The organism is Pseudomonas canadensis, assembly GCF_030980095.1.
GTDB lineage: Bacteria > Pseudomonadota > Gammaproteobacteria > Pseudomonadales > Pseudomonadaceae > Aquipseudomonas > Aquipseudomonas canadensis.
Map to the genome: position 1 here is coordinate 2,919,598 of NZ_CP133298.1, position 15,764 is coordinate 2,935,361.

The 15,764-nt window shown below is 60.1% G+C and carries 14 protein-coding genes; 6 read left to right on the forward strand and 8 right to left on the reverse strand.

The features are described from left to right. Positions 1–25 precede the first annotated feature (25 nt). Positions 26–1,063 carry an alpha/beta hydrolase family protein gene (locus RB216_RS13270; protein ID WP_028616041.1) on the forward strand — a complete coding sequence of 346 codons (1,038 nt, stop codon included), beginning with the start codon at positions 26–28 and terminating at the stop codon, positions 1,061–1,063. On the opposite strand, the gene RB216_RS13275 is transcribed toward RB216_RS13270, so the two are convergent. The 3 genes from RB216_RS13275 to RB216_RS13285 all read right to left on the reverse strand — a co-directional run bounded on the left by RB216_RS13275 (position 1,057) and on the right by RB216_RS13285 (position 5,465). Then, the gene (locus RB216_RS13275) at positions 1,057–2,232 is read right to left on the reverse strand and encodes an MFS transporter (protein WP_122685200.1); all 1,176 of its coding nucleotides are present in this window, start codon (positions 2,230–2,232) and stop codon (positions 1,057–1,059) included. The genes RB216_RS13270 and RB216_RS13275 overlap by 7 nt on opposite strands. Before the next feature lie 265 nt (positions 2,233–2,497). Beyond that, a complete protein-coding gene (locus RB216_RS13280; RefSeq protein ID WP_028616043.1) occupies positions 2,498–4,084 on the reverse strand; it encodes an ABC-F family ATPase in 1,587 nt (528 codons plus the stop codon). Positions 4,085–4,226: 142 nt separating this feature from the next. Further along, positions 4,227–5,465 carry an MFS transporter gene (locus RB216_RS13285; protein WP_028616044.1) on the reverse strand — a complete coding sequence of 413 codons (1,239 nt, stop codon included), beginning with the start codon at positions 5,463–5,465 and terminating at the stop codon, positions 4,227–4,229. A gap of 154 nt (positions 5,466–5,619) precedes the next feature. On the opposite strand from RB216_RS13285, the gene RB216_RS13290 reads away from it, so the two are divergent. Next, the gene (locus RB216_RS13290; protein ID WP_308908807.1) at positions 5,620–6,432 is read left to right on the forward strand and encodes a class I SAM-dependent methyltransferase; all 813 of its coding nucleotides are present in this window, start codon (positions 5,620–5,622) and stop codon (positions 6,430–6,432) included. 8 nt (positions 6,433–6,440) lie between these two features. Here RB216_RS13290 and RB216_RS13295 read toward each other — a convergent pair whose 3' ends face one another. Beyond that, positions 6,441–6,827, reverse strand: coding sequence for a TIGR03067 domain-containing protein (locus RB216_RS13295; RefSeq protein WP_122685195.1), 387 nt, complete (start codon positions 6,825–6,827; stop codon positions 6,441–6,443). 291 nt (positions 6,828–7,118) lie between these two features. On the opposite strand from RB216_RS13295, the gene lpxO reads away from it, so the two are divergent. Further along, on the forward strand, positions 7,119–8,018 hold the full coding sequence (gene lpxO / locus RB216_RS13300) for a lipid A hydroxylase LpxO (RefSeq protein ID WP_028616047.1): 900 nt from the start codon (positions 7,119–7,121) through the stop codon (positions 8,016–8,018). Between the two features lie 21 nt (positions 8,019–8,039). Here the strand turns inward: lpxO and ligD are convergent, their stop codons facing one another. Further along, positions 8,040–10,499 carry a DNA ligase D gene (ligD, locus tag RB216_RS13305; RefSeq protein ID WP_122685190.1) on the reverse strand — a complete coding sequence of 820 codons (2,460 nt, stop codon included), beginning with the start codon at positions 10,497–10,499 and terminating at the stop codon, positions 8,040–8,042. Between the two features lie 3 nt (positions 10,500–10,502). Then, the gene (ku, locus tag RB216_RS13310) at positions 10,503–11,333 is read right to left on the reverse strand and encodes a non-homologous end joining protein Ku (protein WP_028616049.1); all 831 of its coding nucleotides are present in this window, start codon (positions 11,331–11,333) and stop codon (positions 10,503–10,505) included. A gap of 184 nt (positions 11,334–11,517) precedes the next feature. Between ku and RB216_RS13315 the strand changes: the two genes are divergently transcribed. Then, complete coding sequence (locus tag RB216_RS13315) at positions 11,518–11,832, forward strand: hypothetical protein (protein WP_028616050.1); 315 nt, start codon at positions 11,518–11,520, stop codon at positions 11,830–11,832. 12 nt (positions 11,833–11,844) lie between these two features. Further along, positions 11,845–13,002, forward strand: a complete 1,158-nt coding sequence (locus RB216_RS13320; protein WP_028616051.1) for a PQQ-dependent sugar dehydrogenase — start codon at positions 11,845–11,847, stop codon at positions 13,000–13,002. Between the two features lie 91 nt (positions 13,003–13,093). Here the strand turns inward: RB216_RS13320 and RB216_RS13325 are convergent, their stop codons facing one another. Both RB216_RS13325 and RB216_RS13330 read right to left on the reverse strand, forming a co-directional pair. Continuing rightward, positions 13,094–13,573: a nuclear transport factor 2 family protein gene (locus RB216_RS13325; RefSeq protein ID WP_028616052.1), complete on the reverse strand. Its 480-nt coding sequence runs from the start codon at positions 13,571–13,573 to the stop codon at positions 13,094–13,096. 54 nt (positions 13,574–13,627) lie between these two features. Beyond that, on the reverse strand, positions 13,628–14,191 hold the full coding sequence (locus RB216_RS13330; RefSeq protein WP_028616053.1) for a TetR/AcrR family transcriptional regulator: 564 nt from the start codon (positions 14,189–14,191) through the stop codon (positions 13,628–13,630). A gap of 125 nt (positions 14,192–14,316) precedes the next feature. Here RB216_RS13330 and pssA point away from each other — a divergent pair, with 125 nt between their 5' ends. Further along, positions 14,317–15,660 (forward strand): CDP-diacylglycerol--serine O-phosphatidyltransferase, encoded by a 1,344-nt coding sequence (gene pssA, locus RB216_RS13335; RefSeq protein ID WP_308908808.1) that lies wholly within the window; start codon positions 14,317–14,319, stop codon positions 15,658–15,660. Positions 15,661–15,764 lie beyond the last annotated feature (104 nt).

Below are 15,764 nucleotides of genomic sequence, written 5' to 3' on the forward strand. Positions count from 1 at the left end.
TTATGCAGCAAAGGTGGACATCCTCATGATGCGTCTTTGTGCTGTTATGGTTCTTTCCTTGCTCGGTGGCCTGGTTTCAGTGCACGCCGCACCTGCGCCGCACCCGCATTGGAGTGTGGGCTTCCATCGCATGACCTTCCTTGATCCGCTGGATTTGCAGCCGATGAAGGCCATCGCCTTCTATCCCTCCACCGGGCTTGAGCACAGCACACCGCTGGGCGCCTATCGCGTCGCCGCCACGGAAGATTCCAAGATTGCCATCGGCCGTTTCCCGATGCTGATGCTGTCCCACGGCAACACCGGCACGCCGCTGGCCTTGCACGACCTGGCCACCTCGCTGGCGCGCAAAGGCTTTGTGGTGGTGGCAGTGCTGCATCCTGGCGACAACTACAAAGACCACAGCCGCCTGGGCACGGTGAGTAACCTGTATGGCCGGCCGATCCAGATTTCCGAAGCGATCACCGCCACCTTGGGCGACCCGATGCTATCGCCGTTCGTCAATGTCGATCAGGTGGGCGTGATCGGTTATTCAGCAGGCGGCGAAACTGCGTTGATCCTGGCGGGTGCCAAGCCGGACTTCGACCGCCTGCGCCGCTACTGCCAGGAACGCCCGGAAGACCGTGACGCCTGCACCACCAAAGGCGAACTGGTGGTGGACCGCGACGACCTGCAACCGCAATCCGATCCGCGTATTCATGCGTTGATGTTGATGGCTCCGTTGAGCCTGATGTTCGGCCGTCACACCCTGGCCGACGTGCATGTGCCGGTGCTGCTCTACAGCGGCGACGGCGACAAGCTGGTGGCCGTGGACAAGAACGCTGCGGCGCTGGCGCGCAAACTGCCGGAACCGCCGGACTTCAAGCTATTGGCCGGGGCAGGGCACTTCGTGTTCATGGCGCCGTGTGACAGCGATCAGTTGGCGGCCATGCCCGCGATTTGCACCGATGCCGATGGTGTCGACCGCGAAGGTATTCACCGTGACCTGATTTCCGAGGCGGGACGATTTTTCAGCCACACACTCGGCCAATCCACCCGCGCCGGGATGCAGACGGCAGATCAGTAAGCGCGACGCTTGAGCAGAACGGTCACGCCCAAGGCAGTCACCGACAACAGCGCGGCGCAGAAGAAGATCCAACCATAGCCGAGGTTCAGTGCCACGGCGCCCATCAACGGTCCTGCAATCGCCAGGGCCAAATCAAAGAACACCGCGTAAGCACTCAGGCCTGCACCACGGCTGCTATTGGGCACCTGCTTGATGGCTTCTACGCCGAGCGCCGGGTACACCAGCGACAAGCCAAAACCGGTCAGCCCTGCGCCAATCAACGCCACGCCCGTCGATGGCGCCAGCCATAGCAGCGTCAGGCCAAGGGTCTCGATGGTCATGCAGGCGATTGCGGCACGAAAGCCGCCAAACCGGCTGATGGCAGAGATAAACACCAGCCGCGACAGGATAAAGCACACGCCAAACACTGTCAGGCAGTACGCCGCACCGGCCCAGCCGCGATTGAGGTAGTACAGCGTAATAAAGGTGGTGAGGGTGCCGTAGCCAATGGAGGCCAGACACAGGCTGGCGCCAAAGGGCGCGATACGCCCGAACACCGCCCAGAACGGTAAACGCTCACCGCGCACTACCGGCACTGAGGGTTTATTGCGGATCAGTACCAGGCCGAGCGCGGACAATACGGCCAGCGCAATGCCGAGGCTGTTGTAGCTGTATTCAGCCACCATCACCACGCCGAGCGGCGCACCAATGGCGATGGCGCCGTAGGACGCGATGCCGTTCCAGGAGATCGAGCGCGCCGTGTGTTCGGCACCTACCGCGCCCATGCACCAACTGATGGTGCCCACGCCGATCAGCCCTTGGGCCACGCCCAGCAACAGTCGGCCGACGATCAGAATGCCCAGGCTCAAGGTGGGCATGCTCTGTAGCAATGTCGCGAAGAACGTCAGCACGCCGCTGACTAGAATCCCCGCCAACCCCCACACAATCGCGCGCTTGGTGCCGACGTTGTCCGACATGCGCCCGGCCATGGGTCGGCTGAGCAAGGTCGCCAGGTATTGCGAACCGATCGTGACCCCGGCCACTACGGCGCTGAAACCCAGTTGCTCATGCACATAGCCCGGAATCACTGCGATCGGTAGGCCGATGCAGATAAACGCGATGAAGGTATAGAAGACGATGGAGACGATCTGCAAGGTGATCGACAGGGAGCTGGGGGTGGCGGCAGGCATGGGCACTCGTTCGCGGGCGGGCGGTGAGGGCATCATGGCAAGGGCCCAAGGGAAAAGAAAGCAGGCTAACTACTTTGTCTGATGAACAGGCGCGTTGTGGGGAGCGGGCTTGCTGTGGTGAGCGGGCTTGCCCCGCGCTGGGCTGCGAAGCGGCCCCAATAGAAAACACCGCGTTCTGTCGGACAGAACGCGGTGTTCTTTTTTAGGGCCGCTTCGCGCCCCAGCGCGGGGCAAGCCCGCTCACCACAGCTATTGGAGGGGGGTTTTAGAACACCACGCCTTGGCTACGCAGGTAATCATCATAGGTGCCGCTGAAGTCGATCACGCCTGTGGCGCTCAGCTCGATGATGCGGGTGGCCAGGGACGATACGAACTCACGGTCGTGGCTGACGAAGATCAGCGTGCCCGGGTAGTTCTCCAGCGCCAGGTTCAGCGCCTCGATGGACTCCATGTCCAAGTGGTTGGTCGGTTCGTCCATGATCAGCACGTTCGGCTTTTGCAGGATCAGCTTGCCGAACAGCATGCGGCCTTGCTCACCACCGGAAATCACCTTCACCGACTTCTGGATCTCGTCGTTGGAGAACAGCATGCGACCCAGGGTGCCACGGATCATTTGCTCGCCTTGGGTCCACTGGCCCATCCAGTCGAATAGGGTCACGTCGTCTTCGAAGTCGTGGGCATGGTCCTGGGCGTAGTAGCCCAGTTCTGCAGCGTCGGTCCACTTGATGCTGCCGGCGTCCGGGGTCAACTCGTTGACCAGGGTACGCAGCAGGGTGGTCTTGCCGATACCGTTCGGGCCGATGATCGCCACGCGCTCGCCGGCTTCAACCTGGAAGCTGAAGTCTTTGAACAGCGGCTTGCCGTCGAAGCCTTTGGCCATTTTTTCGACCATGACTGCCTGACGGTGCAGCTTTTTGTTCTGCTCGAAACGGATGAACGGGCTCACGCGGCTCGATGGCTTGACTTCGGCCAACTGGATCTTGTCGATCGCCTTGGCACGGGAAGTGGCCTGCTTGGCTTTCGAGGCGTTGGCCGAGAAGCGGCTGACGAAGGATTGCAGTTCGGAGATCTGCGCCTTCTTCTTGGCGTTGTCCGACAGCAGTTGCTCGCGGGACTGGGTCGCTACGGTCATGTACTCGTCGTAGTTGCCCGGGAACAGGCGCAGCTCGCCGTAGTCCAGGTCAGCCATGTGGGTGCACACGCTGTTCAGGAAGTGACGGTCGTGAGAGATGATGATCATCAGGCTGGAACGCTGGGTCAGGATGTTTTCCAGCCAGCGAATGGTGTTGATGTCCAAGTGGTTGGTCGGTTCGTCGAGCAACAGCACTTCAGGATCGGAGAACAGCGCCTGGGCCAGCAATACACGAAGTTTCCAGCCTGGGGACACTTCGCTCATCGGGCCGAAGTGTTGCTCCAACGGGATACCCAGGCCCAGCAGCAGCTCACCGGCACGGGATTCGGCGGTGTAGCCGTCCATCTCGGCGAACTCGGTTTCCAGCTCGGCCACGGCCATGCCGTCTTCTTCGCTCATTTCCGGCAGCGAGTAGATGCGGTCGCGCTCGGCCTTGACCTTCCACAGCTCTTCGTGACCCATGATCACGGTGTCGAGCACGGTGAATTCTTCGTAGGCGAACTGGTCCTGGCGCAGTTTACCCAAGCGTACGTTCGGCTCCAGCATGACCTGGCCGCCGGACGGATCGAGGTCGCCGCCGAGGATTTTCATGAAGGTCGACTTGCCGCAACCGTTGGCACCGATCAAACCATAACGGTTGCCGGCGCCGAACTTGACCGAGACGTTCTCGAAGAGCGGCTTGGCGCCGAACTGCATGGTGATGTTAGCTGTGGAGATCAATTACTTTACCTATCAATGGGTTGCGAGCGTGGCGGCAGGAGCCTTCAGGCATGCGTCAACAGCGACATCAAGGCGCGAAACCCGGTCGCTGAGCAGAAAATTTTGGATGTGTGTTGGAATTTGGCGCGCATTGTCGCATATGTCAGGCGACAGTTGTATGTCCGGCGAAGGATGGTTTCGCCAAGGTCTCCGGCATCGCCAGCCACAGCAGCGCCAACGCCAGCGCCGCCACGCCGGCCAGAGTCAGGAAGGCCGCGTTGTAGCCGGCCTGTTGCACCACGAAACCGGCCAGGCTGCTGCTCAATGCCGCACCCAGGCCGAAGACGGTGGAGAGGGCGCCCAGGCTGACGTTGAAACGTCCGGTGCCCTGGGTCAGGTCCTTGACGATCACCGGGAATAGCGCACCGAAGATCCCGGCGCCGATGCCGTCGAGCATCTGCACGGCCACCAGCCAGTACGGATCGCTGGACAGCGTGTAGAGCACGCCACGCAGCGGCAGGATCATGAAGCCAGCCATCAGCAAGGGTTTGCGTCCCCAGGTGTCGGCCTTGAGCCCGACTAGCCAAGCCATCGGGACCATCACCAATTGCGCCGCGACGATGCATGCCGACGTCAGCGGCGTAGCCATCTGCAGGTTGATCTGCGAGAGTTTCTGGCTGACCAGCGGCAGCATCGCGGCGTTGGCCAGGTGGAACAGAGCGCAGCAGATGGCGAACAGCAACAGTGGGCGGTTGGCGAGCAACACGCGGATACCAGAGGGTTGTTCGTGGTCGGTGTGATGCTCCGGGTCAAAACCCCGGGCGACTTCATGGTCAATCGCTTCGGCCGACACGCAACTGATCGCGATGACGCTGGCCACCGCCATAAACGCCATCAGGTAGAACACCACCACCGGTCCAAACAGATAAGCCAAGCCACCGGCCAACAGCGCCGCCACGGCATTGCCGGCGTGGTTGAAGGTTTCGTTGCGCCCGGTACGGCGGGTGAACGCGCGTGGCCCGGTGATGCCCAGGGAGATCGCGCTGATGGCCGGTGCGAACACGGACGCGGCGACGGCGCTGGCGGCTTGGGTCAACGCCACCAGGCTGAAGGAACTGACAAAGGGCAGCAGCAGGCAGCTGCCTGTCACCACGATGGCGGCCAATGCGACTACCGCGCGCTTGCTGCGGGTGCGGTCGATCAGTGCACCCGCCGGTCCTTGGGTGAGTAGGGCAGCGATGCCTGCCAGGGTCATGACCACGCCGATGCTGGCCGGGTCCCATTTGTGTACGGCCAGCAAATAAATGGCCAGATAGGGGCCGAGGCCGTCGCGCACATCCGCCAGGAAGAAGTTCAGGCTGTCCAAGGACAAGGTGTTGCGCAGATCGGAGTGTTTGGCCACGGCGCGGTCTTCGAAGATGGCGTTCAAGGGCTGAACACGCATTGCGTTAATGACCTGTAGAGCCTGCGTTAAGTTTCGTGCGCTTCTCGGGTTTTAATCCGAGGGCACTTGGCTTATTTTCTGACACCCGCTTTCGTGAATACTTAGAGAAGCAATGGACATGCCTTCAGCTCAACAGGCGATTGCCAGCAACAAGAACGCCTGGGACCAATCCGCCAACTTGCACAAAACCACTGACACCTGGAGCGCGTTGCTCAACAGTGTCGGCGCGGCTGACTTTTCTTGCCTGGACCCCACGCTGACCGGCGTGCTGCAAGAAGTGGGGGTGGACGGTAAGGATGTGGTGCAACTGTGCTGCAACAATGGCCGCGAAAGCCTTTCGCTGTATGGCCTGGGCTCGCGTTCAGTGGTGGGCGTCGATCAATCCCGTGCGTTTCTGCAACAGGCCCGTGAACTGGCCGAGGTCTCACCGCACAACCCTGAGTTCATAGAAAGTGATATCCACCAGTTGCCGCAAGAGTTGCAGGCGCGCTTCGATATCGCTTTGGTGACCATTGGCGTGTTGGGCTGGATGCCGGATGTGGGGCAATTCATGCGCCATGTCGCCAGCACCTTGAAGCCAGGTGGCACCTTGGTGATGTATGAAACCCATCCGTTCCTGGAGGTGTTTGATCCACGGGCGCAGAACCCTTTCCTGCCGGCCAGTTCCTACTTTCAGCGCGAGCCGTTTGTGCTGCAGGAGTCAATTGTCTACGAAGGCCAGGGCGAGGTTGCTGGGCCGACTTCTTATTGGTACGTGCACACGTTGGGCGACGTGATCACTGCCGCGATCTGCGCACAGTTGCAGATCAGCCACCTGCAGGAGTATCCGCATTCCAACCGTGAAGAGGTGTACGACCAGTACGAGCAGCAGCCTGCGCAATTGCCGATGTGTTTTACGTTGACTGCCACCAAACGTGCCGATTGAGGGACTTTTCAGGGGCGTCGCAGGAACGTGCGCATGGTTTGCCCTGGGCCCGTACTGAAAATGGTCGGCCTGGGCATACCTTCGTCGGCTGCAATGAATGCAAATTCATCACCGTCAAGGCGATAGCTGGCGGGCAAGTGTTTGCCTGCGTCATCTCCCATGGAGTCAATCCAGGTAATGCTCTTTGGCACGGTGCTGCTGTCCAGGAAAAAACGTCCTGCCAGCAACACCTCGCCGCTGACAGTCTTCACTTCGAAGCAGTCGCCGCTGATCGTGGTGATCGCGCCAGGCGCGCTGTGGGCATCGATGGGGTTGAGCACGCCGCTGTCTTCGAGTGACGTCTGCTCCCACGCACCTTGGAGGGCTTGAAAGTCCGGGTCTGCAAGGGATGACATACAAATTCCATTCTGCTGAAGGATAAATCGTCGATGGCGACGCCAAAGCGGCGCCTTTTTATCATTTGAGTGCTGATTGCGCATCACATTCACAAGACAGCTTTTCACAATTCCTAGTTAACTTTTAGTTACAACCTGTGGCTAAATAACTAGCAAAGGGCCACGAACCGGGTTGTCACTGAGCCGGTCGAGCCGATTGTGTGAATCGTGATTTCAGGTGCTGCTATTCAACCTCGGCCGTTGTGGGCACGCAGGAGCAGCCTGTTCTCTTCTGACATGTGACGAAATCTCTTGAAACTCATCATCGTTGTTCTCTACGTTGCCTCGATTGCGTATGTACACCTGCGTGGCCGGGTACGGCACAAGCTGGGCCGCCAGCTCAGTGATCATTCGACCTTCCTGGCGCCGATCAACTGCTTTCTCTACCTCTTCTCCAAGCTACCCAGCCGGCCGTATCTGTCGGCCAGCGATTTCCCTGACCTGAGCCCGCTCCAGGAACACTGGGAAGAAATCCGCCTGGAAGGGCAGAACTTGATGCGTGCCGGCGAGATCAAGCGCTCGGACCAATACAACGACGTGGGTTTCAACTCGTTCTTCAAGTCCGGCTGGAAGCGTTTCTACCTGAAATGGTATGGCGACAGCCATCCGTCAGCGATGAAGCTGTGCCCGCGCACCACTGAGTTGGTACAAAGCATCGGTTCGATCAAGGCCGCGATGTTCGCCGAACTGCCACCCGGTTCCAAACTGGTACGCCATCGTGATCCGTATGCCGGTTCGTACCGCTATCACCTGGGCCTGGATACCCCGAATGACCCCGGCTGCTACATCAACGTGGACGGCGAAAACTACTACTGGCGTGACGGTGAGCCGGTGATGTTTGACGAGACCTACATCCACTACGCCGAAAACACCACGCAGCAGAACCGCATCATTCTGTTCTGCGACGTCGAGCGCCCGATGAAGTACCGCTGGGCCGCTGCGTTCAACCGCTGGTTCAGCCGTAACGTGATGGCGGCTGCAGGTTCGCCCAACGATGACGGTGACAAGACCGGTGGGCTCAACCGCGCGTTCACGCGCCTGTACAAGATTCGTCTGCGTGGTAAAGAGCTGAAAAAGCGCAATCGTACGCGCTACTACCTGGAAAAATGGGCGATCTTTGCTGGGTTGGCGGCGATTTTTCTGCTGATCTGAGTTTCGCTGTGCGGGCGCCTTTCACTTCGGTGGATGGGCGCCCAGTTTGTCCCACATCTTCTTGCTGATCTTCTGTCGATTGGCATACCCCGCCCAGGGATCCGTTTTCAAAGCGTCCAAGCGCTGCTGCAGATTGGCGACTGTCCATTGCTGCGCACCGCGTAACCCCTTCAACTCCTCACGACTGATCGGCACCGACACCGGCAAGCCTGGCCGTGCTCGCACGGAATACGCGGCTACGGTGCTGGCTCCCCGTGCATTGCGCAGGTAATCGATAAAGATCTTGCCGACCCGGTTCTTGGGCCCCGATGTCGCGGTAAAGCGTTCCGGCAATTGCTCGGTCATGAACTGGGCGATGGCCTTGGCGAACGCTTTTACGGTGTCCCAATTGTCTCGGCGCGCCAACGGCACGATCAGGTGCAGGCCTTTGCCGCCGCTGGTCTTGACGAATGCTTGCAGCCCCAACTCATCCAGTACCGACAGGGTCATTTGCGCGGCTTCGAGCATGGTTTTCCAAGGCAACGCCGGGTCCGGGTCGAGATCGAGCACAAACAGGTCCGGGGTTTCGATCTTGTCCGAGGTGGCGCCCCAGGTATGAAACTCTACGCCGCCCATTTGCACCGAGCCTATCAGGGCGCCGACGCTGTCGATTTCCATCAGCCGCGCATGGCCGGGATCAAGTGCCTGTTCCAGTTGCTTGATGTTGGGGATGGCCAGGCGCTCCGAGTGTTTCTGGAAGAATTGCTCGCCCTCGATACCCTCCGGCGCTCTCAGCAGGGACACCGGCCGGTGGCGTAAAAAGGGCAGAATCCACTGGCTGATGCTGTCGTAGAACTGCGCCAGTTGCTGTTTTTGTGTACCACTTTGTTTGTCGATCACACGGTCTGGATGGGTGATGTTGACTTCACCGCGGGTCTTTTTGGCGGGTTTCATGGATCTGGCCGTTCGCGGTTGTTCATGCACGATCTGCGCTGCGGGTTTGTCGGTGCGCAGCCCGACGAACGCGGCTTGGCGGACCACGCCCTCGCGTGTCCACTCGGCAAACTGCACCTCACCGACCAACGTGGGCGCTACCCAATGCACGCCACGTGCTTGGGTGCTGGTCAGCGGTTTCTCAAGCGGCGATGTCTTGCGCTCCAACGGTGTGAGTTGCGCATAAATAGTCTTGAGCGACGCTTGATCAAAACCCGTGCCTACGCGGCCTGCGTACACCAGGCCAGTCTCATCATTTACCGCCAGCAATAACGCGCCAAACCCCGTGCGTGAGCCTTGGGGGCGGGTATAACCGACAATCACAAACTCCTGGCGCAACCGGCATTTGAGTTTGATCCAGTCGGCATTGCGACTGGATACGTACGGACTGCCCAGGCGCTTGCCGATCACGCCTTCGAGGGCCAAGTCGCAGGCGCTTTCAAAGATGTCGCGATGATGCGCGGTAAATGCCTCGGAAAACCGCAGCAATTGGCTGCGGCTAGCGGCCAGCGCGACTTTGAGGGCGGCGCGGCGATCCTCCACCGGCGTCTGGCGCTGGTCCTGGCCATTGAGAAAGGGCGCGTCGAACAGGTAGTAAACGATGTCCAAACTGCGGCCGATATCAAACGCATTTTGCAGCGCCTGGAAGTCCGGCAGGCCATCGCCATTGAGGCTGACCACCTCGCCATCCAGCCAACTGTCCTTGAGCTTCAGAGCCTGCAAGGCCTTGACCTGGCGGGGCAGACGGTCGGTCCAGTCGTGTCCGTTGCGGGTAAACAGTCGCACTTCACCCTCGTGAATGCGAGCGAGCATGCGGTAGCCGTCGAATTTGATCTCGTATTGCCAATCACCTTCGGGGGCGCGATCCACCAGGGTGGCCAATTGCGGATTGAATTGCTCGGGGAGGGCGGCTTTTCTGACGTTGGCCTGAGCCTTGGGTTTACCCACCGAGGCATCGCTGAGCACACTGTTCGGCTGGGCCTGGACGATATCGTAGTCATCGGCCGCACGCGCCTGCTGGTCCTTTTCCTTGATCAGCAGCCATTGTTCCTTGTCGCCGCTGCCTTTCAAGCGGGTACGCACCAGCGCCCAGTCGCCGGAGAGTTTCTCGCCTACCAGGGTGAATTTGAGCTTGCCGGCCGCGTAGGCCTTGCGGGGTTCGTCATGGGGCTGCCAAATGCCACGGTCCCACACGATGACGTCACCGGCGCCGTATTGACCGGCGGGAATGCTGCCTTCAAAGCCGCCGTAGCTCAGGGGATGATCTTCGACGTGAACGGCCAGACGCTTCTGACTGGGATCCAGGCTCGGCCCTTTGGGCACGGCCCAACTGAGCAGCACGCCGTCGAGTTCCAGACGAAAGTCATAGTGCAGGTTGCGTGCGTCATGCTTCTGGATCACGAAGGACAGCGCCGAGGCTTTGCGCTTGCGTGCGGGCGAGTTGCCTGCGGGTTCGCCGGTAATGCCGAAATCACGCTTGCGGTTGTAGTCGCTGAGGGGCTTGGGCATGACTCAGGAGGCCTTGGTGGATTTTTTCGTGGCAGGCTTCTTCGCGGGTTTGCCGGCCAGGCTGCGCTTGAGCAGTTCCGTCAGGTCGATCACATCGGCGGACTTGCGCTCTTCGCTGTCCCTGGTCTCCACATCCTCGATCTTGCCGGCCTTGGCCTTCTTGGCCACCAGTGCCATGATTTTTTCCTGGAAGCTGTCGCGGTAGTCGTCCGGCTGCCAGTCGGCGCTCATGTCGTCCACCAGGCGCTTGGCCATGTCCAATTCGCCCTTGGCCAGGCTCGGTTTGGTCACGTCACTGCCCAGCTCCAGTTCGTCCAGGCTGCGCACCTCGGCGGGCCAGCGCAGCATCACCAGCACCAGCGCCGAGTCCAGGGGCATCAACGCCGCCAGGTGCTGCTTGGTGTGCAGCACCACATTGGCCAGGGCGACCTTGCGGGTTTTTCTAAGGGTTTCCCTTAGCAAGGCGTAGACCTTGCCGCCACGCTTGTCCGGTGCGAGGAAGTAGGGGGTATCGATGTTCTGCAACGGGATCTGGTCGCTGGCGACAAACGCGATGATCTCGATGGTCTGGGTCGATTTGGGGTGGGCCGAGCGGATTTCTTCTTCGCTGAGCACCACATAGCGGCCTTTCTCGAACGCAACGCCTTTGACGATGTTGTCCTTTGTCACTTCTTTACCGGTGGTCTTGTTGATGCGCTTGTAACCCACCGGGTCCATGCTGCGCTTGTCCAGCCAGTCAAAGTCAACGCCTTGAGAGGAGGTGGCCGAAACCAGTGAGACCGGGATATGCACCAGGCCAAAGCTGATGGCGCCTTTCCAGATTGCCCGTGGCATAGGTGCGATTCCTTACGAAGAGGCTGTGTTCTGGTGACTCGGATGATGTGGGAAAAGTTTCCCCAAGCAGATGCGCGGACAGATCGTGTTACACCTGATGAGAAACTATTTAGTGTCGAAAGCCGAACCCAAGGCGTAGCGTGTTATCGAAAGCTCGTACTCCTCGCCCCAGAGAGGCTTTGTCATGAACAGTTGTACGCGTCACGTAGCAGCGCTGTTGTTGGGTCTGGCACTTATGCCTGTGGCCCAGGCGCAAAACCTGCCCGGCAACAACAACGGCAATAACGGCCCGATCCACCGGGCCAATCCCAACAGCATGCAGGGCACCCAGCCGAATGCGCCGGCCGTTCGCGGTATCCAGACCGGGCCGACCACGCGCACACCGACCCTGGAAAACGGCGGCATCGGCAACAGCTATCCAAAACGCGACGCTGCCCCCAGCCGCCCGACCACCGAAACCAAAGCCCCCACTTATGATGCCAACGGCAATCGCCGGTAAGGATCTCGCCTTATGTTTCTACGCAAAAGCCTGCTAGCCGCCCTTTGCGCCACCACGCTGCTGCCGTTGACGGCCATTTACGCCGCCGACGTCCAGCAGTTCCCCAGCGAACAGGGCAGCATCACTGCGACGCCAATCGCCAAAGGCCTGGACCACCCATGGGCGGTGGCCTTTTTGCCGGACCAGCAAGGCTTCCTGGTGACCGAGCGTCCTGGCCACCTGCGCTTTGTCAGCCCCGACGGCAAGCTGTCCGCGCCACTGAAGGGCGTGCCGGAAGTCTGGGCCAAAGGGCAGGGTGGTCTGCTGGATGTGGTGTTGTCGCCGGACTTCAAAGAGGACCGCATGGTCTACCTGTCCTACGCGGAAGGCGGGGGCAAAGGCGGTACCGCCGGCACAGCAGTGGGCCGTGGGCGCCTGGCGGCAGACCTCAGTGGCTTGACCGACTTCAAGGTGATCTTGCGCCAGGAGCCCAAGCTGTCGACCGGTAACCACTTCGGCTCGCGCCTGGCGTTCGACCGCGATGGTTACCTGTTCGTGACCCTGGGTGAAAACAACGATCGCCCGACGGCCCAGGATCTGGACAAGTTGCAAGGCAAGGTCGTACGCATCTACCCGGACGGCCGCGTGCCGGATGACAACCCCTTCGTCGGTCAGCAAGGCGTGCGCCCGGAGATATGGTCCTATGGCCAGCGTAACCCTCAGGGGCTGGCGCTGAATCCTTGGAGTGGCACGATCTGGGAAAACGAACACGGGCCGCGCGGAGGTGATGAGATCAACATCATCGAGCGCGGCAAGAACTACGGTTGGCCATTGGCGACCCACGGCATCAACTACTCGCTGACACCGATTCCCGAAGCCAAGGGCAAAACGGTGGAAGGCACAGTGCCGCCCCATCATGTGTGGGAAAAGTCGCCGGGTATCAGTGGCATGGCGTTTTACGATGCGGATCGCTTCAAGCCCTGGCAGCACAACGTGTTTATCGGTGCGCTGGTCAGCCAGGAGTTGATCCGCTTGCAGTTTGATGGCGACAAGGTGATCCACGAGGAGCGCTTGCTCGGTGGATTGAAAGCGCGGATCCGTGATGTACGGCAAGGGCCAGATGGCTTTTTGTATGTGCTGACGGACGAGGATGATGGCGTGTTGTATCGAGTTGGCCTGAACCAGGATTGACGCTCCATACAATCCGTAGGCGCCCGGCTTGCCGGCGATGGCGAGTTTGATACCGTCATCGCCGGCAAGCCGGGCTCCTACAAGGGAGGGGTCATAGGCCTAGTTCAGACAACCCCGGATGATCATCCGGGCGTCGACCCAGCGGCCAGTGGAACTTGCGCTCGCTTTCCTTGATCGGCAGATCGTTGATGCAGGCAAAACGATTAGCCATCAGGCCGTTCTCGTCGAATTCCCAGTTTTCATTGCCGTAGGAACGGAACCAGTTGCCCGAATCGTCGTGCCACTCATAGGCATAACGCACCGCGATGCGGTTATCGGTGAATGCCCACAACTCCTTGATCAGGCGGTAGTCCAGTTCCTTGGCCCATTTGCGGGTGAGGAAACCTTTGGCTTCTTCGCGGTTATGCGCGAATTCGGCGCGGTTACGCCATTTTGTGTCCAGCGTGTAGGCCAGGGACACCCGCTGCGGATCACGGGAGTTCCAGCCGTCTTCGGCCAGACGGACTTTCTCGATGGCCGACGCGCGCGTGAACGGCGGCAGGGGCGGACGTGTTTCTACAGTCGATGACATTGGGCAGTTCCTCAATGAATAAGGATGTATCGGAAGTTGCGCCTACTTGCGGGTTCAAAGTCCCAATAACGTTTGCGCCATGCATTGCGCATTATCGGCAGCTGTTGAATCGCCCATCACCAGGGCAACGGTAATGGCGCCATCGATCAGGATCAGCAGTTGCGCGGCCTGCCGCTCGGGATCGGGGGTGCCATGTGCTTGACACAGTTCAAGTGCGTACTCGAACAGTTTTTGTTTGTGCGCCTTGGCCAGCAGGCGCACCGGGTCGTGCGGATCACCGGTTTCGCCACTGGTGTTGATGAACGCGCAGCCCCGGAAGTCGGCAGTGCCGAACCAGTCCTTGAGCGCGCTGAACAGCGCCAGCAGGCGTTCTCCGGTGTCTTCGCGGCGTTCCACTTCAGTGCGCAGCCACCGCATCCAGCGTTCATCGCGACGTTGCAGCGCGGCAATCACCAGCTCGTCTTTATTGGCGAAGTAGCGGTAAATACTTTTTCTCGACACGCCGGCGGTTTTCACCAGGAAGTCCATGCCGGTGGCGGCGATGCCATGGCGATAGATCAACTTTTCAGTGACGTCGAGGATAATGTCGCGGGTGTCATTACGGGTCATGTCGTTCATGCCGAGAACAGTAGAACGATCGTTCTTCTTGGTCAATTAAAATTTTTCCATGCGCCGCAGCGAGACCTGAGCACCCCCATGGTGTAAGCTCGGGGCCTCTTCGGATTCGACCCATTGCGAGCCTTATGCCGTCGTTCTTCAAACGCTCCCTGTTGCCCAAACTGCGCGGTTTCCCCCTCACTCCCGATGCCCTTGAGGTGCTGTCCGGTGCCGACGCCTATCGTCGTTGCCTGCTGGAGAAGATTGCCCAGGCCACCCGGCGCATCTATATCGTCGCGCTGTACTTGCAGCAGGACGAAGCGGGGCAGGAGATCTACGACGCCCTGCACGCCGCCAAGGCTGCGCGACCGGAATTGGACATCGTGGTGGTGGTCGACTGGTTGCGCGCCCAGCGCGGCTTGATCGGTGCCGGCAAGCAGCCGGGCAACAGCGCCTGGTACCAGGCGATGACTCAAAGCCATAGCAGCGAAGTGCCGGTGTATGGCGTGCCGGTGCAAACCCGCGAGTTGTTCGGTGTGTTGCACCTCAAGGGCTTCGTGATTGACGACACGGTGCTGTACAGCGGCGCCAGCCTGAACAACGTGTACCTGCACAAATTCGACAAGTACCGCTTCGACCGGTATCACTTGATCCACAGCAAAGCGCTCGCCGACTCGATGCAGCACCTGGTGGAGCACGGCCTGGTGGCGTCCAAGGCGGTCAATCGTCTGGACCTGCCCAATCCGCCCACCACCCGCAGCCTGCGCAACGACATCGGCGATTTGCGCAGCCGCCTGAAACACGCGGCTTACGACACCACGGCCGGGCAACTGCCCAATGGTCACCTCTCAGTCAGCCCTTTGCTCGGGGTCGGCAAGAACAACCCCCTGAACCGCGTGGTTCTCGAACTGATCGCCAGCGCCCAACATCATCTGACTATCTGCACCCCGTACTTCAACCTGCCGCTGCCGGTAACCCGCGAAATCAACCGCGCGCTGGCGCGTGGGGTGAAGATCGACATCGTCGTCGGCGACAAGACCGCCAACGACTTCTACATCCCGCCCAGCGAGCCGTTCAAGGTCATTGCGGCGCTGCCTTACCTCTACGAAATCAGCCTGCGCCGCTTTGCCAAGCGCCATCAGCCGATGATCGACAGCGGCCAGTTGAACCTGCACCTATGGCGCGACGGCGATAACACTTACCACCTCAAGGGGATGTGGGTCGACCAGCGCTACACCTTGCTTACCGGCAACAACCTCAACCCGCGCGCGTTCCGTCTCGACCTGGAAAACGCCTTGTTGATCGATGATCCCAAGAGCGAGTGGCTGGCGCCGCGACGCACCGAGCTGGCGCAGATTTTCCAGCACACCACGCGTATCGAGGGGTACCAGGATCTGCAAACGCTGCTGGACTATCCAGAGGCGGTCGGCAAGTTTCTTCGTCGGGTCAGCCGGGTGCGGATCGAGCGGCTGTTGTACCGGATTCTATGAGCTTCCTACAGTCCTCTGAGCTGTTTTTCTCATCGTTCCGGAAAAGTCTGGAGGCTAGGCTGCCGATAGATTTCTTACTCTCTCTAAACCGTTCATGGACTTAC